Source organism: Bacillus sp. NPDC077027, from assembly GCF_050269555.1.
In the GTDB taxonomy this organism is placed as follows: Bacteria; Bacillota; Bacilli; order Bacillales; family Bacillaceae; genus Bacillus.
Genome location: NZ_JBNNIO010000003.1, coordinates 555,212 through 575,893 on the forward strand (window position 1 = coordinate 555,212; position 20,682 = coordinate 575,893).

The following is a 20,682-nucleotide window of genomic DNA, read 5'->3' on the forward strand; positions in this document are numbered from 1 at the left end:
ACATAATTCTAACTAATAAAAAAGTAATGGTTAATGGTATTTATTACAAGTGAATAGGTTTATATACTTATTCTTCGGTTGAGTTAAAAGAATCAATTTTAGAAAAAATGAAAGGGTCATACAAAAAGTGACAAATTAATCAATTTTCTTTGACTACATTAAATAGAACACCATTGATCTTCATAAAGATCTGATGAAAAGGAGGGATCAATGATAATACGTGTTTTAAAATGGAGGAGGGGTTTGATTGACAGTTAAATTTCGTAAAAAAGCAGCTTATCGTTTTGTGAGTGCATTGGTGATTAGCGCCTTGACTATGACAAGCTTTGGGACGGTTCAAGCAAAAACGAATACCACCTCATATCAGGAGGTAGCTGTTTCCTCAAAAACATCAAAAGATAAAATCTCATCTAAAGTTATTTCTCACTTTCAGAAAAAAAAGCAAGTTACTTTTCTGATTAAAATGAAAGAACAAGCTGATGTTCAAAAAGCAGCTAAGGGGGCTGTTATAAAAGCAAAAAAACAAAAACTAACATCTGTTCAAACGCAGTATGCAAAGCGCTCAGCTGTTGTGTCAGAATTAAGAGCAACTGCAATAGAATCACAAGAATCTCTTTTGACTTATTTGCAAACACAAAAACAGAATGGACAAGTCAAAGACTTTCACTCTTATTATATTGTGAATGGTCTTGCAGTCACAGGGACAAAACAAACGATGGAGCGAATCGCTTCTTTTCCCGAAGTTGAAAAGGTACTTCCAAATGAAATCCGTCAAATTCATCGCCCGATCGATATGAAGCTTTCTTCTAAACAAAAGAAAGTAAATGCAAAAGGTGGTGTGGAATGGAATATTTCACAAATCCATGCACCAGAGGCATGGGCATTAGGATATGACGGTACAGGTACAGTGGTTGCCAGCATTGATACAGGTGTGGAATGGGATCATCCTGCTTTAAAGGAAAAATACCGAGGTTATGATCAGAGTAAACCGAATGAGCCTGATCACGAATTTAACTGGTACGATGCAACGGGAGGATCGCAAACGCCATATGATGACCTTGAACATGGTACTCATGTGACAGGTACAATGGTTGGGTCAGAACCAAACGGCGATCATCAAATTGGTGTTGCACCTGGAGCAAAATGGATTGCTGTAAAAGCTTTCTCAAATGATGGGGGTACGGAAGCTGATTTACTAGATGCCGGGGAATGGATTCTTGCTCCAAAAGATGCAGCGGGGAATCCTCATCCTGAACAGGCACCAGATGTCGTCAATAATTCTTGGGGCGGAGGACGAGGTATTGATAATTGGTATAAGGATGTTATGAATGCTTGGAGAGCGGCTGATATTTTCCCTGAATTCTCTGCCGGAAATGTCGATTTATTTAATCCAGGTGGAGAAGGATCAATTGCTAACCCTGCTAACTATCAAGAAGCCTTTGCAACAGGTGCAACAGACAATTCAAACAAATTGGGCTCGTTTTCTCTGCAAGGACCTTCACCGTATGGGGGAATAAAACCAGATCTTGCGGCACCAGGCGTAAACATTCGTTCCTCTGTCCCTGGAAAAGGATATGAAGGGGGATGGAATGGTACTTCAATGGCAGGGCCTCATGTATCAGCTGTGGCAGCACTCCTTCGTCAAGTGCAGTCTGATCTATCGGTTGAAGACATTGAGCAAATATTAACAGAAACCGCACAGCCTTTAACGGATAGTCAATTCCCTGATTCACCTAACAACGGATATGGTGCAGGGTTGGTGGATGCTAGAGCTGCTGTTGTTTCGCTGACAAAAGGCAGAGGCATCATTGAAGGGCAAGTGACGATAGAGGGAGAGGATAAAGATCCACCTGTTTTTTCACATAATGGACCAAAGGAAGTATTTACTTTAAGTCCAACTCCATTGACAATCACAGCAGAAGATAAAGTCGCAGTGACGGCTGTCTCCCTTTTATATCAAGTTGATGATGGTGACTGGGAGGCTATAAAAGCCGAACGTACTGAGGGCAACCATTTGAAGGGTGTATACGTGGCGAACGTGCCGGAATTAGAGGGAGAATCACTGACATACAAATGGCACATTAAAGACTTTGGAGAAAACGATGTGGTGACCGATCCATATATCATTCCAATTAAAACATCAATTACAACAGGATATACACAGGATTTTGAATCGTGGCCAAGCGGCTGGTACAGTTCTGGTACGAAGGATCCGTGGCAGTGGGGAGTTCCAACAACAGGACCTAAAAACGCTTTTTCAGGTGAGAACGTCTATGCAACAAATCTAAATGGTACCTATGACAATCAAACAAATGCGAATCTGTCATTGCCACTTATTTCTGTTCCAGCATCTGGTCAGTTATTTTTGCAATATCAATATTGGCATGATCTCGAAACAAACTATGATTATGCTTATGTGTACATTCAGCCAGAAGGGGAAGAGGCTGTTCAAGCTGTGCGCTACACTGGAAAAACAAATCGCTGGACCGCTGATGAAGTTAACTTATCTGACTATCAAGGTCAAAAAGTTCGCATTCTATTTAATGTGAAAACCGATGGAAGTGTCACAAAGGATGGTTTTTATTTAGATGATGTGAAGTTAACAGATCAAGCGCTACCTCAGAAGTCGAAGAAACAACTAGGGATTATCAATGGTGAAAAAGGTTCGCAAAAAGATCAAAAGCCTGTCAATCCAAAACTGGCAAAGCCTGCGAAAGAAAAGGAAAAACATACAAGTCGTGCAGAAAAAACGGAAATTGATCCCCCATCTATTGCTGTTCTCCCAATGAAAGCACAAATAAGTGTACTAGAAAGCGGGAAATCAACGTATACAGATGAAGCGACAGGTGCTTTCAGTCTTCCTCATGAGGCAGGGGAATATACAGTCAAAGCAGAAGCGTATGGCTATGAATCTCAATCGCAGCAAGTACATGTTGCATCACGTGAGAAAACAGAAACCCATTTTACATTAAGTCCGTTAGAAAAACGAACAATTTCTGGCAGCATTACAAATGAGGCTACAGGAGAAAAAGTGAAAGATGCGACCGTTTATCTAGTCGAGGATGCACAAATTGAGCCTGTTAAGACAAACGCAGATGGTGAGTTCTCTATTGAGGCTCTGAGTGGCGTGTATACGGTGAAGGTATTCGCGAAAGGCTTTAAAGGCTATTCTTATACGGCTGATGTGACAGCAAAGCCAGTAGAAACACATCTTCAGCTGGAGCCCTTCATCGGTTATCCTGGTGAAATCGGCTATGATGATGGTACACCAGAAAATGCGCGTGCCTTTTACGAGCCAGGCAACGGCTGGGCGGTGAAATTTTCACTGGAAAAAGGAAAGGAAACAGCACAACTGACAGGTGGATTATTCCGTTTTTGGACGGAAGATTGGCCGACTCCAGGTGGAGATGAATTCGCTGTAGAAATCTATGATGCTACAGGAAGAAATGGTGCGCCAGGAGAAAAGCTAGCAGGGCCATTGAAGGCAACTGCACTTCGTCATGGTGAATGGACAAAAGTCGATTTAGAAGATCAAGCAATCACAGTCGATGGTGATTTTTACTTAGTATACATTCAGACGAAGGTAAGTGCAGAGTCGCCAGGTCTTGCGACAGATGAGGATGGACCAAATGCAGAGAGAAGCTGGCAGCTGACGAGCGGTTCCTTTTCACCTTCACCGAAAGAGGAAGGAAACTATATGATTAGGGCTCTTGTAAACTATGAGGCAGACATCCCGGAAATCACCTCACCAAATGACGGGAAGATCACAAACGAGAATAGCATCGAAATCGAAGGCAAGGCTTCACCTGAAACAAATGTAGCGATTTATCAAGATAAAGAAGAAATTGCGAAAGTAAAATCGGATCAAGACGGAAAATTCCAGAAAAAAGTATTGGTTGAAGAAGGTGAATACAGCTTTACTGCTGCTACAGTGGCTGAGAAAGGGTCAACCAAAAAATCAAAGCCGGTGAAAGTGTTTGTTGATCAAACGGCACCAAGCCTCAATATTGATACACCTCGATCTGGTGAAAAATTAAATAAAGAAGCAGTGACTGTAGAAGGGAAGGTATCTGATGATCATCTTGATCAAGTTACTGTAAATGGAAAGAAAGCAACCGTGAAAGATGGAACGTATTCTGCTAGAATCCTTCTTGGTAATGGAAAAAACACGCTGGAAGTTATCGCTAAAGACCTTGCAGGCAATCAGAAAATCAAAAAGATCAGCATTGATGTCAATTACGATAAGCCTATCATATCAGGGCTTACTCCAAGTGAGGATATTGAAATAGCTTCGGGGGAATCAGTTAAAATCTCATTTGAAAGTAGTAAAAAGCTCGATGCGACATTTGTCATCCATATGCCATTAACAAATGCCAGAGCAGGGCTTCAAAATGCAACAGAACTACCAATTCGTGAAGTGACAGAAGGAGCATATGAAGGGTACTGGACAGCCACCTCTTCTGCAAAAGCAAAAGGGGCAGTCATTGAGGTCGTCGTTCGTGATGATTATGGGAATGAAACAAGACAAAGGGCTACAGGTAAGCTGTATATCAATGAAAAAAAATAACGATTTCAAAGCATTGTTCTGTAAATGAACAATGCTTTTTTGCTGAAAGCTTGTCTCAGCGTGTTCTTGGCTTGTCAGTTTGAAATAGTGACAGTATCCTCTCCTCCTTTCCTCGACAAAAACAATAATAATCCACCAAAAGTTCTCTAACATCCCCAACAGGAATTGACAGACTTTCCCACAGATGCTGTTTTATACTGGTACAAACGAGTGCAAGTAATGTTTTTCATCATTTAAAAAGTGAAAGGGGCAAAAGGTGGTCATTTATTTAGATGCGATATGGCTTTTAAACTTTTCTTTTGATTTATTGCTACTGATGCTAACCGCATTTATTCTTAAACGAAATGTTAAGAAATGGCGATATATCGCGGGAGCGCTGATTGGATCTAGTATTGTCCTTCTGCTGTTTACACCCTTTTCGATGTTTGTATCACATCCACTTGGGAAGCTAGTATTCTCGGTCTTCATCGTGCTTGCGACATTTGGCTTTCAGCGATTTCGTTCCTTCTTTCAAACCCTATTTGCTTTTTATTTTGTGACGTTTTTAATGGGAGGGGGCATGATCGGGGTTCATTCCTTTTTACAAACAAATGTCATCATTCAAAATGGGCTCTTCATATCGCAAAGCTCGGGCTTTGGAGATCCGATTAGCTGGCTATTTATTATAGCTGGATTTCCAACGATATGGCTGTTCTCTAAAAAAAGATTGGGGGAGGTAGGCGCAAAGAAAAGGCGGTTTGACGAACGAGTGCTCGTTGAAGTACAAATCGATCACCATACCATTCGTCTTCATGGCCTTGTCGATTCCGGGAATCAGCTTTACGATCCGATCACAAAAACGCCTGTGATGATCGTGCAAGCAGAATGTCTTATGCCAATTTGCGGAGAACCTTTTCATCATTTGATGAAGCAACTGCATCCTGTAGAAGTGATGCAACAACTTGATACCACTTTTCCGCTCCTTAATCGACTAAGACTGGTTCCATATCGAGCAGTAGGACATGAACACGGCTTTCTTCTTTGTTTAAAACCTGATGTTGTTTCACTTTATACAAAATCACATGTCATTCAGCCGGCGAAATGCTTCGTTGGAATTAGCTTGAGTGGTCTCTCGGCAGATGATGAATTTCAGGCGATTGTCCATCCAGACATGTTAGATGGAAAGATCATTCAAAGTGTGTCATAAATTTCGGCTGTGTCTTTTATCATACGAAGTAAAAATGAAATTTAGAAGGGAGAAGAAGATGAAAAAATTAAAATTTAAACTCACATACTTCTGGTATAAACTACTTATGAAGTTGGGACTGAAAAGTGATGAGATTTATTATATAGGTGGTAGTGAGGCATTACCTCCTCCTTTATCAAAAGATGAAGAGCAAGAACTGCTTGGCAAATTGCCGAAGGGAGATCCGACTGCTAGAGCCATCCTCATTGAACGAAACCTTCGGCTAGTCGTTTACATTGCAAGGAAATTTGAGAATACAGGGATTAATATTGAGGATTTGATTAGCATTGGGACAATTGGTCTGATTAAGGCTGTGAATACATTCAATCCAGAAAAAAAGATCAAGCTTGCTACATATGCCTCTCGCTGTATTGAGAATGAAATCTTAATGTATTTACGAAGAAACAATAAGATTCGTTCAGAGGTATCCTTCGATGAACCGCTAAATATTGACTGGGATGGCAATGAATTGTTACTCTCTGATGTTTTAGGGACAGACGATGATATTATTACACGTGATATTGAAGCGAATGTAGATAAAAAATTACTTAAAAAAGCACTAGAGCAACTAAATGAACGAGAAAAACAAATCATGGAACTGCGGTTTGGCCTTGTTGGTGGGGAAGAAAAAACACAAAAAGATGTTGCGGATATGTTGGGCATTTCTCAATCATATATTTCTAGGTTAGAAAAGAGGATTATTAAACGATTACAAAAAGAATTTAATAAAATGGTTTAAAAAAATTTGTGCGTCTGATCCTTGCAGTATCAAGGGCTCATCTTTTTTTCGTATTTTTCTCTTGTAGGTCCGTGCATATTTTTCCATCCCAGGGAGATACTTAATTTTGTACAACAGCTCCTTTAGGGAGGGAAAAAAGTGTCCAGAAATAAAGTGGAAATCTGCGGAGTCGACACCTCAAAACTGCCAGTATTGAAAAACGACGAAATGAGAATATTGTTCAGACAACTGCAGGATGAGGGTGACGATACAGCAAGAGAAAAGCTGGTCAACGGCAATTTGCGATTGGTTTTAAGTGTGATTCAACGGTTTAACAACAGAGGCGAGTATGTTGATGATCTCTTTCAAGTGGGCTGTATCGGATTAATGAAATCAATTGATAATTTTGATCTAAGCCACAATGTCAGGTTTTCAACTTATGCGGTCCCTATGATCATAGGAGAAATTCGCAGATACTTGCGTGATAACAATCCAATTAGAGTGTCTCGTTCACTAAGAGATATTGCCTATAAGGCTCTTCAAGTACGAGAGAAACTCATTAGTGAGACAAGCAAGGAACCTACTGCCGAAGACATCGCAAAAGTATTAGAGGTTCCTCACGAAGAAATTGTCTTTGCCCTTGATGCGATTCAGGATCCAGTCTCACTCTTTGAGCCGATATATAATGATGGGGGCGACCCGATATATGTCATGGATCAAATCAGTGATGAGCGGAACAAAGACAGCCAGTGGGTAGAAGAACTTGCACTAAAAGAAGGAATGCGCAGATTAAATGATCGAGAAAAGATGATTTTACGCAAGCGTTTTTTCCAAGGCAAAACGCAGATGGAAGTCGCTGAGGAAATAGGTATCTCCCAAGCGCAAGTATCAAGGCTAGAGAAAGCTGCCATCAAACAAATGAATAAAAACATTTTTTAAAGCCGCTACTTGTTTTAGCGGCTTTTTCATATGTTGCGGCAGGTGAAAAGGAGAATATGCGTCTTTATATTGACTCTGTCATTTTTTTCATTTAATCTATTTTTAACAAATGTTAATTTGAATATCATTTGTGCTGGAGGAACTCAAGTAAAGAAAGAAGGGTTATTATGACATTCCATGATGAAAGAAGGCTGCTCATTAAGGTTGCGCATATGTATTATGAAGAAGGCGCTACCCAATCAAAGATTGCAGAAGCGGTAGGGGTTAGTCGTTCACTCATTTCAAAATATTTAGCAAAAGCGCGTGAGGCAGGAATCGTGGAAATCATTATTCATGATGAAGTCAGTCAGCAATATGGATCATTAGAAAGAAAAATCGAGCGAAAATATGGATTGCGTGAAGTTGTATGTGTTGAATCACTAAGTCGGGAAGCGACGAAGAGTCGAATTGGCACAGCTGCTGCCAATTTTTTAATAAAAGTAATGAAAGATGGACAGATCATTGGTTTTTCCTCGGGGACGACCTTGCATGAGATTGCGAAAACGCTTACATCAGTACAGCCTTTTCCATCTGTCACATTTGTTCCACTTGTCGGTGGTGTAGGCAATGAAGATGTCGATATACATGCTAACTATATCATTGCCAGATGCACAGAAGCACTCAAATCAAAATGTGAGTTCTTGCATGTGCCAGTGATGCTTGATACAAAAGAAGCCAAGGATGTTTTAATTAGACAGCCTTCTATCAAGAAAGTGATTGAGCTAGGAGAACGATCCAACATCGCAGTTGTCGGGATTGGCGGTGTACCACAGCACTCAACGATGGTGAAATCATATATGACTAGCGGTGAGGAAGATATTCTTCAAGCTAAAAGTGTTGTTGGAGACATTTGTTATAATTTTATTGATAAAGAAGGTAAAGTGTATCCACACCCATGGAACGATCGAGTCATGGGTATCAGTCCAAAAAAGTTAAAAGAAATACCGCTTGTCATCGGTGTTGCAGGTGGAGAGGAAAAAGTTGAAGCGATACGGGCTGCTCTTGAAGGAGGGCTCATCCACGTTTTGATTACAGATGAACGTACAGGAGAAGCATTATTAAATTAACTGCCTATAAGCTATAGGCAGTTTTTTTGTGTCTTTAGACTCAAAAATATTAAAAAAATTATAGAAATGCGCTTGACACAAAGTTGACACTTGAATTAAACTAAACTCATAACAAATGATAAACGTATTCACAAATGTTACATTAATTAGATTTTTGTCAATATTTATAACATTTGTTAAAATTTTCAGATATTTTCCTATCCATCTATATTTTTTTTGGAAGAAACCACCTGAAAGGATGATTTCTATGTCAATTTATCAACAGTTATTAGCTCGAGAACGCAGCGGGGAACCAATTAAAGTGGGCATCATCGGTGCGGGACAAATGGGATTTGGTCTCATATCTCAAATTTCTAACATTCCAGGAATGATTGTAGCAGGCGTATGTGATATTCATCTTGATGCAGCAGAAAAAGCGGCAAACTTTTACAAACAGCATGCAAAACCTCATGCAATGGTCGTCACAAACGATTACCGAGAAGTCATTCAATCAGATCATGTTGAAGTTGTGGTTGATGCAACAGGTATTCCAGAAGTAGGCGCTAACATTTCTTTGGAAGCGCTTAATTCAAAAAAACATTTGGTCCTTCTAAATGTGGAAGTAGATATCACAATCGGCCTTGTGATGCACAAATTATTTACAAATGCAGGACTCGTTTATTCTGGGTCAGCGGGCGATGAGCCAGCGGCAACACTTGAGTTATTCGAATTTGCAAAAACAATGGGGCTTGAAGTTCTTGTTGCGGGGAAAGGTAAAAATAATCCATTCTTCCCGGAAGCAAACCCAGATACATGTAAAGCTGAAGCAGATAGTAAAAAAATGAGTGCACATATGCTTGCAGCTTTCCAAGATGGTACAAAAACCATGGCAGAAATGAACTTACTGAGCAACGCTACAGGACTTTTGCCTGATAAAGTTGGCATGCATGGCGTAGAAGCGAATTTAGATAACGTTGCGGATAAATTAAATAAAAAAGAAAATGGCGGTGTCTTAGACAACTTTGGAGTTGTTGAATATGTAAATGGTCTTGCTCCTGGCGTATTTGTTATCGTCAAAAGTGAACTTGAGCCAGTTGATGAAGAGCTTCGTTACTTAAAAGTTGGAAAAGGACCACATTACACACTTTATCGTCCATTCCACCTTGCGAGTCTAGAAACACCAGTTACGATTGCAAAAGCTGTACTGACGCATGACTCTTCTATTCATCCAATTGGCGTACCAGTGTCTGAAACAGTAGCTGTTGCGAAAAAAGATATTAAAGCAGGAGAATCGCTCGACGGTATTGGTGGATACTCAGTGAGAGGCGTGCTTGAAACACATCAAGAAATGAAAACAAACGGACATATTCCAATCGGTCTTATTAGTGGAAAAGTCGTGGCGAAAAAAGATATCAAACTAGGTCAATTCCTAACTTTAGATGATGTTCAGTTGGATCAAGCAACAACGGTTTGGAAGCTTCGTTCATTACAAGATCATCTATTTCAATCATAAGGACGTGATGCTATGGAGAAATTAGCCATCATATTATGCGTCATTCTCATTGTGCAGTATGGGTTATCTTTTATCCAAATTAAATATTACAGAAAAAGCATGGACAACATTGTGGATGATTATAAAGATAAAAAAGGATTCCACTTGTTCTCTGGTATGGAACGACGAAAGCTTGGCCCTGGTGCCATTGCACTAATCATTGTCGATGAATCTTATATCATTCAAAGGTGTCATGTGCTTGGTGGGATTTCGATCTTATCGACATTTAAAGAATTAAAAGAATACGAAGGTAAGCATGTAGGGGCTGTTTTAGACGAGCATCATATGATGAAACAGTCCTTGAAAAAAAGGAAAAAAGGGCCTGCCGTGAAACAAGCGATCTCAATGGCAGCTGAGCAGGCGCTTCTTTCCATCTCTAAAAAAAATATAACAAATGTGAACTAAAGAAAGGGGAGATGAAACATGGAATGGATTCAATGGTTTGGAGAGCATTTTATTGGAATGTTTGAAGCTGGTGGAAAGCAATTCATGGGTCTTTTCACAGGTATCGTTCCAACACTTGTTGTCCTACTAACATTTACGTATGCCGTCATGAAATTTATTGGGGAAGAGCGTGTGAATAGAGCCATTCAATTTGCGGCCAAGTACACCATTTTGCGTTATACATTAATGCCGATTTTATCTGTTCTTATTCTAACAAATCCAATGGCTTATACGTTCGGTCGTTTTTTACCAGAAAAACAAAAACCAGCATTCTATGATTCAGCAGTTTCCTTTGTTCATCCGGTTACATCACTTTTTCCATATGCGAACGCAGGTGAACTGTTTGTTTATCTAGGCATTGCAAACGGGATCAAAGAAGCAGGCTACTCAATGTCCGAACTCGCTGTTCGTTACTTCTTAGTTGGTATTGTTGTCATCTTACTTCGCGGTGTGATTACTGAATGGATTACAAAATATTTAGCAGGAAAAATGAAAGCGAATTCACAATAAGGGAGGGATTACTCATGGCAAATCGCAAAGTATTTGTTTCGAAAGGTTCTGGTGGATGGGGAAAAGGACTTGAGCTTGAACCAACCGGTAAAAAGAGAAAGGTCGTTTCAATCACAGGTGGAGGAATTCATCCAGTAGCACAAAGAATTGCTGAAATGACAGGAACAGAAGCATGTGATGGCTTTAAAAACTCGATTCCAGAAGATGAAATGATGTGCGTTGTCATTGACTGCGGTGGAACGGCGCGTATCGGTTTATATCCGATGAAACGGATTCCAACTGTAGATGTCCTTTCCTCTTCACCATCTGGACCGCTTGCTAAACATATTACAGAGGACATCTTTGTATCAGGTGTAACAGAAAAAGACATCACAATTATAGAAGCATCCAGTAGTGGTGCCTCTGAAAGTTCAACTGATTCATCTAATGAATCAGAAACAATTGATCAAGAGAACTTTAAAGAAACGTATTCGAAACTGAAGCAGGAAAATTTCACGCGTCAGGAAAAAGGCAATTTCCTTATGAGATTCTCAAGAGGAATTGGAAAAGTAACAGGAACGTTCTATCAAGCCGGTCGTGATTCGGTCGATATGCTCTTAAAAAATATCATCCCTTTTATGGCATTCGTTAGTATGTTAATCGGAATAATCAATTATACAAAAATAGGCGACTTGATTGCGAACTTCTTATCACCTTTAGCTGGTTCAATATGGGGCTTGCTCTTACTCGTTATCGTATGTACATTGCCATTCCTATCCCCGGTTTTAGGACCTGGCGCAGTCATTGCGCAAGTCATCGGTGTTCTGATTGGTAGTCAAATTGCATTAGGGAATATTCCACCTCAATTTGCACTCCCTGCCCTCTTTGCCATCAACGGTCAAGTAGGCTGTGACTTTATCCCAGTTGGTTTGTCACTAGGAGAAGCAAAACCAGAAACTGTCCAGTACGGCGTGCCCGCCGTCTTATATAGCCGCCTCATTACAGGTGTCCTATCAGTCGTCATTGCATATGTTGCAAGCTTTGGTATGTATTAAACGTTTTGAAGGAGGAGTTATGATCTATGGTGACACAATCAGTTGTGAAAGAAGTGGGAATTCTAGTCCCGCAGTTTAAAGAAGATAAGTTAATTATTTTATTCGGACCAGCTGCTCCACAAGAACTAAGAGAAATGTCTGTCATTCATGAATTTGAGCACCTAGAAGAAGAGCCATTAAAACTTGGTGGAACAATTCAAGTTGGCGATCACACATATACAATTACTGCACTTGGCAATAAGGCAAACGAGAATTTTAAAGAACTCGGTCATATCTCAATTTATTTCCAGGAGCCGTTTGAAGACGTTTTACCAGGAGCTGTTTTCGCTTCACCTCATACATTTCCAGATATTAAAGAGGGCGTTCGAATCGAGATTTCATAGTATAAAAAGGAGCTGTTCCTTGCATTGGAGCAGCTTTTTTGTGTTGTTTACCCGCGAACCATTTTAAGGTATGCTGAATGACATAAGTTAATTGTATATTTCGATTTTTCACGAGTGACAACAGGAGGAAATGTTCATGTCTATTGAATTAAAGCACGTCACACTAAAACGAGATGGAAAAAAGATTTTACAAGATATCAACTGGGAGGTGAAGAATAAGGAGAACTGGGTACTCTATGGACAAAATGGTGCCGGCAAAACCGCCCTTTTAAATATGATGTGCTCATACTATTTCCCAACAACTGGTGACATGACTGTACTAGGTCATGAATTTGGAAAGGTAGCGCTTGGTGAAAAGCTTAGACAAAAAATCGGCCTTGTATCAGCCGCCTTAGAACGGAAATTGTATCCGGATGATAACGCGTTTGAAATTGTGTTAAGCGGAGCGTTTGCTTCCATTGGTCTTTATGAAAGCCCGACCGATGAAATCAGGGAAAAAGCCATCGATCTCCTGAAGGCTTTTGGATCGTTTCAATATGCAAATCGCAGGTATGAAACTCTTTCACAAGGGGAAAAGCAAAAGGTATTGATTGCAAGAGCCTTAATGAATGATCCTGAATTGCTTATTTTAGATGAGCCTGTGACAGGTCTTGATTTCCTCTCAAGAGAACAAGTCCTTGAGTCAATTGAATTGATTGCCAGTCAGCCAAATGCACCAACGCTTCTTTATACAACTCATCATGCGGAAGAAATTTTACCATTGTTTCAACATACCCTCCTTCTCAAAGAAGGAAAGGTGTTTGCAAAAGGAACAACACATGACATGATGACAAGTGAGATGCTCTCCTCATTTTTTGAGCTCAAAGTCGATGTCATGTGGAAAAATGGCAGACCTTATATCAGTAAAGCGTAATCGGCAGAAACTATTGGAATGCTCGCCTGCTTTTCCATCATACATATAGTAGTAAAAGAAAGGCGGTTGATCTGTCATGATGAGTATATCTGAATTTCAAATAAAAGATGTTGTCGATGTCTCAAGTGGGAAGAAACTTGGGACAATCGGTGATATTGATATCAATGTGACAAGTGGTAAAATTCAAGCCATTATTATTGGCGGTACAGGGAGAGTGATGGGGTTTTTCGGAAAAGAAGAGGAAATGATTGTTCCGTGGCGAAATATAGTTAAAATTGGCGAAGATGTGATTCTTGTTCGTTTGTCATCCTAATATTCATTCATGAATGCCTCTATAAAACAACAACCATTTCATTACTTAACACCTCCACCTTATGAAACAATACTTTTTCTTGCAAAAAGATTACGTTTTCATATCAATTTGAAAAAAATCATGAAGAAACAGCACATTTGAGTGTAATATTAATGAATCCCGCTAACTGTATGCACTTTACTTGTGGTAAAATAGGAGCGATATTATCAAGAGATAAGCGAAGGGTGGGAAGCAAGCATTGACACACAAAAATGACCCCTTTCGACTCAAAACACCTTCTGCTATGTTCATTGATGACTGGGCGAACAAGTCTGACGTAGAAATATTGGCTGGATTTACGACTAAAAATGGTGGCGTCAGTACCTCTTCTTATCGATCAATGAACACTGGTCTCCATGTTGGAGATGATGCTGCCAGTGTACAAATGAATCGTCAATTGATGGCCAAAGAAACGGCATTGCCGCTTAAACAATGGGTATTTGCTGATCAAACACATGAAGATCACATCATAAAAGTAACAAAGGAGCATCAAGGGAAGGGGAGTCTTCATTACAATGAAGCCTTACCTGCAACAGATGGATTATACACTTCTGAAAAAAACCTCATGCTTGCCCTTTGCTTTGCTGACTGTGTCCCGCTCTATTTTCTTGCCCCAGAGGATGGATTGATCGGGGTTGCGCATGCAGGATGGAAAGGAACAGTCAAACGAATTGGTGAAAAAATGGTCGATATGTGGAGCAGTCAAGAAGGCATTGCCAAAGACCGTATTCAAGCAATCATTGGACCGGCTATTGGTAGCTGTTGCTACATAGTAGATGACTACGTGATGGATCAGGTGAAAACACTTCCTTTTTCAACAGAGGGTGTTTACTCAACGATTTCATTAGGTCAATACAAAATTGATTTAAAAAAACTAAACAAACTAATATTACTTCACGCAGGGATAAAAGAAGAAAACATTCGGGTAAGTACCATGTGCACAAGTTGTGAGGATGAGTTCTTTTTCTCCCATCGACGTGATCAAGGAAAAACAGGACGCATGATGTCTTTTGTCGGTTTTAAGGAGGCATAGTTACAATTGAGTGTACGAGAGAATCTCAGTCAAATAAATGAACAAATAAACGAAGCATGTGAAAGAGCAGGACGAAATCCAGAGGATGTGCACGTTGTTGCCGTCACGAAATATGTCTCTATTGAACGGGCGTTAGAAGCAAAAGATGCTGGCGTTTTGCATTTTGGTGAAAATCGTGATCAAGGCCTACTTGAAAAAAAGGCAGCCATAACCGGTGGACATATTACTTGGCATTTCATCGGTAGTCTGCAAACAAGAAAGGTGAAGTCTGTTATTCATACAATTGACTATCTGCACTCGCTAGACAGAATATCGTTAGCAGAGGAAATTGAAAAAAGAGCAGATCGTCCGGTTCGCTGTTTTGTACAAGTGAACACATCACTTGAAGAATCAAAGCATGGAATGATGAGTGAAGAAGTCATTCCTTTTATCAAACAGCTTGCTGATTTTCAACAAATTGAAATCGCAGGGCTAATGACGATGGCTCCATATACTGATGATCAAGACCTTGTGAGAAAATGCTTTAGAATGTTAAAAGAACTTCGTACAGAAGTGAAACAGTTAAACCAAGAAAATGCACCTTGTCAGCATTTATCTATGGGCATGTCAAATGATTTTAAAATTGCAATTGAAGAGGGCGCGACATTTGTTCGCATTGGTTCTTCACTTGTTGGAAATGAAATGGGAGGTGTGTGACATGAGCATAAAGAACAAATTTAAAAGTTTCTTCACTCTTGATGACGAAGAGTATGAATACGAATATATTGACGAAGAAGCAGAGCCCGCCCAAGAGGAAAAAGATACAAAGGATAAGACGGCACTTCATCAGCGTCAACAGGCAGGAAAACAAAATGTGGTCAGCTTGCAAAGCGTACAGAAATCCTCTAAAGTGGTGTTAAGTGAGCCACGTGTATATGCAGAGGCACAAGAGATTGCAGATCATATTAAAAATAGACGAGCAGTCGTTGTGAACTTGCAACGAATTCAGCACGATCAAGCAAAACGTATTATCGACTTTTTAAGTGGTACGGTTTATGCAATCGGTGGAGACATCCAGCGCATTGGCTCGAATATTTTTCTTTGTACACCTGATAATGTAGATGTATCAGGTACAATATCAGAACTACTTACAGAAGAAGAACCTCAGAGGTGGTAAATCATAGTGATTCTAGCTTATATCTTAGGTATTTTAAAGACTGTATTAACGGTTTATTCATACGCGATAATCATTTATATTTTCATGTCATGGGTCCCATCTGCCAGAGAAATGGGCATTGGTCGCTTTTTGGCATCGATTTGTGAACCATATTTAGAACCATTTCGTAAAATTATCCCACCGATTGGCATGATTGACATCTCGCCAATTGTTGCATTGCTTGTTATTCGTTTTGCAGCAAATTATGGAATAACTGGTCTCTATCAAATGCTTGAACGTATCATTTAATACGGCTGCCGGGCTTGGCTAAATCCAAGCCTTTTTACATAAAAAGGGGAAGACAATGAGCGATATTTACCAACATTTTCGAAAAGATGAGCAGCCGTTTGTCGATCAAGTGCTTGGCTGGAAAAAAATCGCACTTGATCAATACAGAATGAAGCTAACGGATTTCCTTGATCCAAGAGAACAGTTTATTACAGAAGCTGTCATCCAGCACTCAGATGAGCTAAAGATTCATTTTTTTGGTGGATATGATGGTGCGGAACGAAAGAGGGCAGCCATTTTTCCTGAATATATAGAGGCTGGGATTGAGGATTTTGAGCTTACTTATTTTCAGGTGAACTATGCCAAGAAGTTCATTTCAATAGAACATCCTCAGCTTCTCGGCTCGCTGATGGGTATTGGTTTAAAACGTCAAAAATTTGGTGATCTGCTTTTTTCAGAAGAAGCGGTACAATTCATCTGTACAAATGAGGTGGCTGACTTTGTCAGAGCCCAGCTCACACATGTCGGGAGAGCCGCTGTTTCTTTAGAGGAGATAGATCCCACGCAAGTAAAACCTGAACTGCGTAATACAGACATCAAAGAAGATACGATTTCTTCACTACGGTTAGATGCCGTTTGTGCAGCAGTTAGCAGACAATCACGGCAAAAAGCACAGTTGCTAGTAAAAAATGGTCTAGTGAAGGTGAACTGGAAAGTAACAGAAGATCCGTCCTTTACAATTGGTGAAGGTGATCAGTTATCAGTACGTGGTTTTGGTAGGTTTAGCTTAAAAACCATTGATGGAAAGACAAAAAAAGACAAGTTTAAAGTGACATTTGAACTTCTGACATAACATGAAAAATGGAGGTGGCCAAGTTGCCATTAACACCTAATGACATTCACAATAAAAACTTTACAAAAAGCTTTCGTGGTTACGATGAGGATGAAGTAAACGAGTTTTTAAGTCAAGTACGAAAAGATTACGAAATTGTTTTACGTAAGAAAAACGAACTTGAAGACAAAGTAAACGAGCTAGATGAACGACTTCGTCATTTTGCAACAATTGAAGAGACATTAAATAAATCAATTCTTATTGCACAAGAAGCAGCAGAAGATGTGAAGCGTCATTCTGATAAAGAAGCAAAGCTCATTATTCGAGAAGCGGAGAAAAATGCAGATCGTATTATTAATGAAGCCCTTTCTAAATCAAGGAAGATTGCAATGGAAATCGAAGAGTTAAAGAAACAGTCTAAAGTCTTTAGAACTCGTTTCCAAATGCTGATCGAAGCACAACTTGACCTGCTCAAAAACGATGATTGGGATCATTTACTTGAATATGAGGTAGACGCAGTCTTTGATGAAAAAGAATAAGAACTGTGCCTTGACATCAGCGGATGATGTTTCATATAATACCATCATAAATTAACAATGAGACAAACGTTTGAAAGGGACACTCGCAGTTGTCACATACGTAATAAAGCGAATCAGGGACGGTGGAAGCCTGACATTACGAGACACTGAATATGAGATCACCCCTTTAGTTCCTTTTCTGAAATGAAGTAAGAAAAGGCGTGAGATCACGTTACGATTTTTGAGTGGATAAACGCATCAATTGTTTATCTAAAAGGGTGGTACCGCGAGATAAGCCTTCTCGTCCCTTGTGGGATGAAAGGGCTTTTTTTATTGGTTTTCTTTAAAAAGAATTTGCATGTGGAGGAATGGGTATGAACTACAAAGACACCTTATTAATGCCGAAAACAGAATTTCCGATGAGAGGGAATTTGCCAAACAAAGAGCCTGAAATTCAAAAAGCATGGGCTGAGCAAGACATTTATCGCATGGTTCAAGAGAGAACAAAAGGAAGAAAGACATTTATTTTGCATGATGGACCTCCATATGCAAATGGTGATATCCATATGGGGCATGCGCTGAATAAAATTTTGAAGGATTTTATTGTCCGCTTTAAATCAATGAACGGCTATCATTCGCCATACGTACCTGGTTGGGATACACACGGACTGCCAATCGAAACAGCTCTGACAAAAAACAAAAAAGTCAATCGTAAAGAAATGTCAACGGCTGAATTCCGCAAGCTTTGCGAAGAGTATGCTTGGAAGCAAATTGAGGGGCAACGAAACCAATTTAAACGATTGGGTGTTCGAGCAGATTGGGACAATCCGTATGTCACACTCAAGCCTGAATATGAAGCGCAACAAATTCTTGTTTTTGGAGAAATGGCGAAGAGAGGTTACATCTATAAAGGCTTAAAGCCAGTCAACTGGTCTCCATCAAGTGAATCTGCTTTAGCAGAAGCAGAGATTGAATATAAGGATAAACGTTCTCCATCTATTTACGTTTCATTTAAAATAAAAGATGGAAAAGGTGTTCTTGAAAATGGGGAGCAAATCCTCATCTGGACAACGACACCTTGGACCATTCCAGCAAACCTTGGGATTGCTGTTCATCCAAATCTTGAGTACAGTGTTCTTGCAACTGGAGAAGAGCGTTATGTCGTAGCATCTGAGCTTGCTGAACAAGTGGCAAAAACACTTGGTATTGAATCGTATGAGGTGGTCCAAACAGTGAAAGGACAAGACCTTGAACACATTGTGGCTGAACATCCAATCTATGGGAGAGATTCCCTTGTCATGCTTGGTGATCATGTCACAACTGATGCAGGTACAGGTTGCGTTCATACTGCACCAGGACACGGGGAAGATGACTTTATCATCAGTCAAAAATATGGACTTGATGTGCTATGCCCTGTAGACGAAAAAGGGGTCATGACTGAAGAAGCACCTGGATTTGAAGGTTTATTCTATGATGAAGCGAACAAAGCAATTACAGAAAAACTCGAGGAAAAAGGTGCTTTGAAAAAGCTTGAATTTATTACACACTCTTATCCACATGACTGGAGAACGAAAAAGCCAACCATCTATCGTGCAACAGCTCAGTGGTTTGCTTCAATTAAAGATTTTAGAGAAGCATTACTTGAAAACATCAAGGAAACAAAATGGGTTCCAGCATGGGGCGAAACACGACTATTTAATATGGTACGTGACAGAGGTGATTGGTGTATCTCAAGACAACGTGTATGGGGAGTGCCAATTCCAGTGTTTTATGCTGAAAACGGTGAACCTATCATCACAGACGAAACCATTCAGCACGTATCTCAATTATTTAGAGAGCATGGCTCAAACATTTGGTTTGAAAAAGAAGCAAAAGAACTGCTTCCCGAAGGCTTTACACATCCAGGTAGTCCAAATGGTGAATTCACACAAGAACAAGATATCATGGATGTATGGTTTGATTCTGGTTCATCACATCAAGCAGTACTAGAGGAACGTGACGACCTTGTTCGCCCTGCAGACCTTTATCTTGAAGGTTCTGACCAATACCGTGGATGGTTCAACTCATCTTTATCGACTTCTGTAGCTATCACAGGAAAAGCACCTTACAAAGGAGTGCTTAGCCATGGAATGACTTTGGATAAAGAAGGACGTAAAATGAGTAAATCATTAGGAAATACCATTGAACCAGCCAAAGTAGCTAAACAACTAGGCGCTGAAATTCTTAGACTTTGGGTTTCTTCTGTTAATTATCAAGCAGATCACCCAGTTTCAGATGACATCTTGAAGCAGGTGGCTGAAGTCTATCGTAAAATCCGTAATACGTTCCGCTTCCTTCATGGAAATCTATTTGATTTTGATCCGAAAACGAATGCAGTACCGGTTCATGAGTTACGTGAAGTGGATCAATATATTTTAGTGAAATTGAACAAACTAATTGATAAAGTGAAAAAAGCATATGGCGATTATGAATTCGCTGTCGTTTATCATGCGATTCACAATTTCTGCACAATCGAACTCAGCTCATTCTATCTTGATTTTGCAAAAGATGTGGTGTATATCGAGCATGCGGACCATCCAGATCGCCGCAAGATGCAAACGGTCTTCTATGAAACGTTAATGGCACTTGTGAAGCTGACAGCACCAATCCTTCCACATACAGCAGATGAAATTTGGAGCCATCTTACATTTGTAGATGAGCCAAGTGTACAACTGACAGATATGCCTAATGGATTAGAAGTTCCAAATGCTGAAATGGCAGAAGAGAAATTTGACCGCTTTATGGAAGTGCGTGACGATGTGCTGAAGGCACTCGAAAATGCACGTAACGAAAAGGTAATTGGTCGTTCACTTGAAGCAAATGTAACCCTTTATGCGACAGAGGAAGTAAAAGCACTTCTTTCTTCAATAAAAGAAGATGTCAAACTGCTCTTTATCATCTCTGAATTGAATGTTCTTGATGCGAATAGCGCGACAGAAGATGCATCTGAGTATCCTTCTGGCCAGATTGTCGTTAAGAAAGCTGAAGGTGAGCTTTGCGAACGTTCTCGCAGGATCTCTAAAGATGTTGGTGCAAATCCGAAGTATCCAACACTGTCACTGAAGAACGCAGAAATTGTGGAGAAATATTACCAAAACGAAAATCTTTAAAATGA

General features: G+C 39.9%; 19 protein-coding genes and 1 other annotated feature. All 19 genes read left to right on the forward strand.

Translation table 11 applies throughout. The annotated features are described in order from the left end of the window. Positions 1-247: 247 nt before the first annotated feature. The 19 genes from ACQKEZ_RS13315 to ileS all read left to right on the forward strand — a co-directional run bounded on the left by ACQKEZ_RS13315 (position 248) and on the right by ileS (position 20,677). Positions 248-4,567, forward strand: a complete 4,320-nt coding sequence (locus tag ACQKEZ_RS13315) for a S8 family serine peptidase (RefSeq protein WP_427301477.1) — start codon at positions 248-250, stop codon at positions 4,565-4,567. Between the two features lie 256 nt (positions 4,568-4,823). Continuing rightward, entirely contained in the window at positions 4,824-5,753 is a 930-nt protein-coding gene (spoIIGA, locus tag ACQKEZ_RS13320) for a sigma-E processing peptidase SpoIIGA (RefSeq protein ID WP_427301478.1), read from the forward strand. A gap of 58 nt (positions 5,754-5,811) precedes the next feature. Continuing rightward, positions 5,812-6,531 carry an RNA polymerase sporulation sigma factor SigE gene (gene sigE, locus ACQKEZ_RS13325; RefSeq protein ID WP_427301479.1) on the forward strand — a complete coding sequence of 240 codons (720 nt, stop codon included), beginning with the start codon at positions 5,812-5,814 and terminating at the stop codon, positions 6,529-6,531. A gap of 138 nt (positions 6,532-6,669) precedes the next feature. Then, positions 6,670-7,449 (forward strand): RNA polymerase sporulation sigma factor SigG, encoded by a 780-nt coding sequence (gene sigG / locus ACQKEZ_RS13330; protein ID WP_427301481.1) that lies wholly within the window; start codon positions 6,670-6,672, stop codon positions 7,447-7,449. 167 nt (positions 7,450-7,616) lie between these two features. Beyond that, positions 7,617-8,555, forward strand: coding sequence for a sugar-binding transcriptional regulator (locus ACQKEZ_RS13335; RefSeq protein ID WP_427301483.1), 939 nt, complete (start codon positions 7,617-7,619; stop codon positions 8,553-8,555). Between the two features lie 247 nt (positions 8,556-8,802). Next, positions 8,803-10,047 carry an NAD(P)H-dependent oxidoreductase gene (locus tag ACQKEZ_RS13340; RefSeq protein ID WP_427301485.1) on the forward strand — a complete coding sequence of 415 codons (1,245 nt, stop codon included), beginning with the start codon at positions 8,803-8,805 and terminating at the stop codon, positions 10,045-10,047. A gap of 12 nt (positions 10,048-10,059) precedes the next feature. Continuing rightward, positions 10,060-10,491: a transcriptional regulator GutM gene (locus ACQKEZ_RS13345; protein ID WP_427301486.1), complete on the forward strand. Its 432-nt coding sequence runs from the start codon at positions 10,060-10,062 to the stop codon at positions 10,489-10,491. An 18-nt stretch (positions 10,492-10,509) separates the two neighbouring features. After that, positions 10,510-11,040 carry a PTS glucitol/sorbitol transporter subunit IIC gene (gene srlA, locus ACQKEZ_RS13350; RefSeq protein ID WP_427301488.1) on the forward strand — a complete coding sequence of 177 codons (531 nt, stop codon included), beginning with the start codon at positions 10,510-10,512 and terminating at the stop codon, positions 11,038-11,040. A gap of 14 nt (positions 11,041-11,054) precedes the next feature. Next, complete coding sequence (srlE, locus tag ACQKEZ_RS13355; protein WP_427301490.1) at positions 11,055-12,074, forward strand: PTS glucitol/sorbitol transporter subunit IIB; 1,020 nt, start codon at positions 11,055-11,057, stop codon at positions 12,072-12,074. Positions 12,075-12,100: 26 nt separating this feature from the next. Beyond that, positions 12,101-12,457, forward strand: coding sequence for a PTS glucitol/sorbitol transporter subunit IIA (locus ACQKEZ_RS13360; RefSeq protein WP_427301491.1), 357 nt, complete (start codon positions 12,101-12,103; stop codon positions 12,455-12,457). A 136-nt stretch (positions 12,458-12,593) separates the two neighbouring features. After that, entirely contained in the window at positions 12,594-13,370 is a 777-nt protein-coding gene (locus tag ACQKEZ_RS13365) for an ABC transporter ATP-binding protein (RefSeq protein WP_427301493.1), read from the forward strand. Positions 13,371-13,446: 76 nt separating this feature from the next. Continuing rightward, positions 13,447-13,683, forward strand: a complete 237-nt coding sequence (locus tag ACQKEZ_RS13370) for a YlmC/YmxH family sporulation protein (RefSeq protein WP_427301495.1) — start codon at positions 13,447-13,449, stop codon at positions 13,681-13,683. Positions 13,684-13,966: 283 nt separating this feature from the next. Beyond that, positions 13,967-14,755, forward strand: a complete 789-nt coding sequence (gene pgeF / locus ACQKEZ_RS13375; RefSeq protein WP_427301961.1) for a peptidoglycan editing factor PgeF — start codon at positions 13,967-13,969, stop codon at positions 14,753-14,755. Between the two features lie 6 nt (positions 14,756-14,761). Next, positions 14,762-15,451 carry a YggS family pyridoxal phosphate-dependent enzyme gene (locus ACQKEZ_RS13380; protein ID WP_427301497.1) on the forward strand — a complete coding sequence of 230 codons (690 nt, stop codon included), beginning with the start codon at positions 14,762-14,764 and terminating at the stop codon, positions 15,449-15,451. A gap of 1 nt (position 15,452) precedes the next feature. After that, positions 15,453-15,911 (forward strand): cell division protein SepF, encoded by a 459-nt coding sequence (gene sepF, locus ACQKEZ_RS13385; RefSeq protein WP_427301499.1) that lies wholly within the window; start codon positions 15,453-15,455, stop codon positions 15,909-15,911. A gap of 6 nt (positions 15,912-15,917) precedes the next feature. Further along, complete coding sequence (locus ACQKEZ_RS13390) at positions 15,918-16,199, forward strand: YggT family protein (RefSeq protein WP_427301501.1); 282 nt, start codon at positions 15,918-15,920, stop codon at positions 16,197-16,199. 55 nt (positions 16,200-16,254) lie between these two features. Continuing rightward, positions 16,255-17,031: an RNA-binding protein gene (locus tag ACQKEZ_RS13395; protein WP_427301503.1), complete on the forward strand. Its 777-nt coding sequence runs from the start codon at positions 16,255-16,257 to the stop codon at positions 17,029-17,031. A gap of 23 nt (positions 17,032-17,054) precedes the next feature. Then, complete coding sequence (locus ACQKEZ_RS13400) at positions 17,055-17,549, forward strand: DivIVA domain-containing protein (protein ID WP_427301505.1); 495 nt, start codon at positions 17,055-17,057, stop codon at positions 17,547-17,549. A gap of 60 nt (positions 17,550-17,609) precedes the next feature. Beyond that, positions 17,610-17,840 (forward strand) — a binding site (T-box leader). A 62-nt stretch (positions 17,841-17,902) separates the two neighbouring features. Further along, positions 17,903-20,677 carry an isoleucine--tRNA ligase gene (ileS, locus tag ACQKEZ_RS13405; protein WP_427301506.1) on the forward strand — a complete coding sequence of 925 codons (2,775 nt, stop codon included), beginning with the start codon at positions 17,903-17,905 and terminating at the stop codon, positions 20,675-20,677. The last annotated feature ends 5 nt before the right edge of the window (positions 20,678-20,682 follow it).

Excerpts from the sequence above, each read along its gene's own strand:
- sigE (WP_427301479.1), top strand. The coding sequence starts at position 5,812 with ATGAAAAAATTAAAATTTAAACTCACATACTTCTGGTATAAACTACTT.
- ACQKEZ_RS13335 (WP_427301483.1), top strand. The coding sequence starts at position 7,617 with ATGACATTCCATGATGAAAGAAGGCTGCTCATTAAGGTTGCGCATATG.
- ACQKEZ_RS13340 (WP_427301485.1), top strand. The coding sequence starts at position 8,803 with ATGTCAATTTATCAACAGTTATTAGCTCGAGAACGCAGCGGGGAACCA.
- ACQKEZ_RS13345 (WP_427301486.1), top strand. The coding sequence starts at position 10,060 with ATGGAGAAATTAGCCATCATATTATGCGTCATTCTCATTGTGCAGTAT.
- srlA (WP_427301488.1), top strand. The coding sequence starts at position 10,510 with ATGGAATGGATTCAATGGTTTGGAGAGCATTTTATTGGAATGTTTGAA.
- srlE (WP_427301490.1), top strand. The coding sequence starts at position 11,055 with ATGGCAAATCGCAAAGTATTTGTTTCGAAAGGTTCTGGTGGATGGGGA.
- ACQKEZ_RS13360 (WP_427301491.1), top strand. The coding sequence starts at position 12,101 with ATGGTGACACAATCAGTTGTGAAAGAAGTGGGAATTCTAGTCCCGCAG.
- ACQKEZ_RS13365 (WP_427301493.1), top strand. The coding sequence starts at position 12,594 with ATGTCTATTGAATTAAAGCACGTCACACTAAAACGAGATGGAAAAAAG.
- ACQKEZ_RS13370 (WP_427301495.1), top strand. The coding sequence starts at position 13,447 with ATGATGAGTATATCTGAATTTCAAATAAAAGATGTTGTCGATGTCTCA.
- pgeF (WP_427301961.1), top strand. The coding sequence starts at position 13,967 with ATGTTCATTGATGACTGGGCGAACAAGTCTGACGTAGAAATATTGGCT.
- sepF (WP_427301499.1), top strand. The coding sequence starts at position 15,453 with ATGAGCATAAAGAACAAATTTAAAAGTTTCTTCACTCTTGATGACGAA.
- ACQKEZ_RS13395 (WP_427301503.1), top strand. The coding sequence starts at position 16,255 with ATGAGCGATATTTACCAACATTTTCGAAAAGATGAGCAGCCGTTTGTC.
- ileS (WP_427301506.1), top strand. The coding sequence starts at position 17,903 with ATGAACTACAAAGACACCTTATTAATGCCGAAAACAGAATTTCCGATG.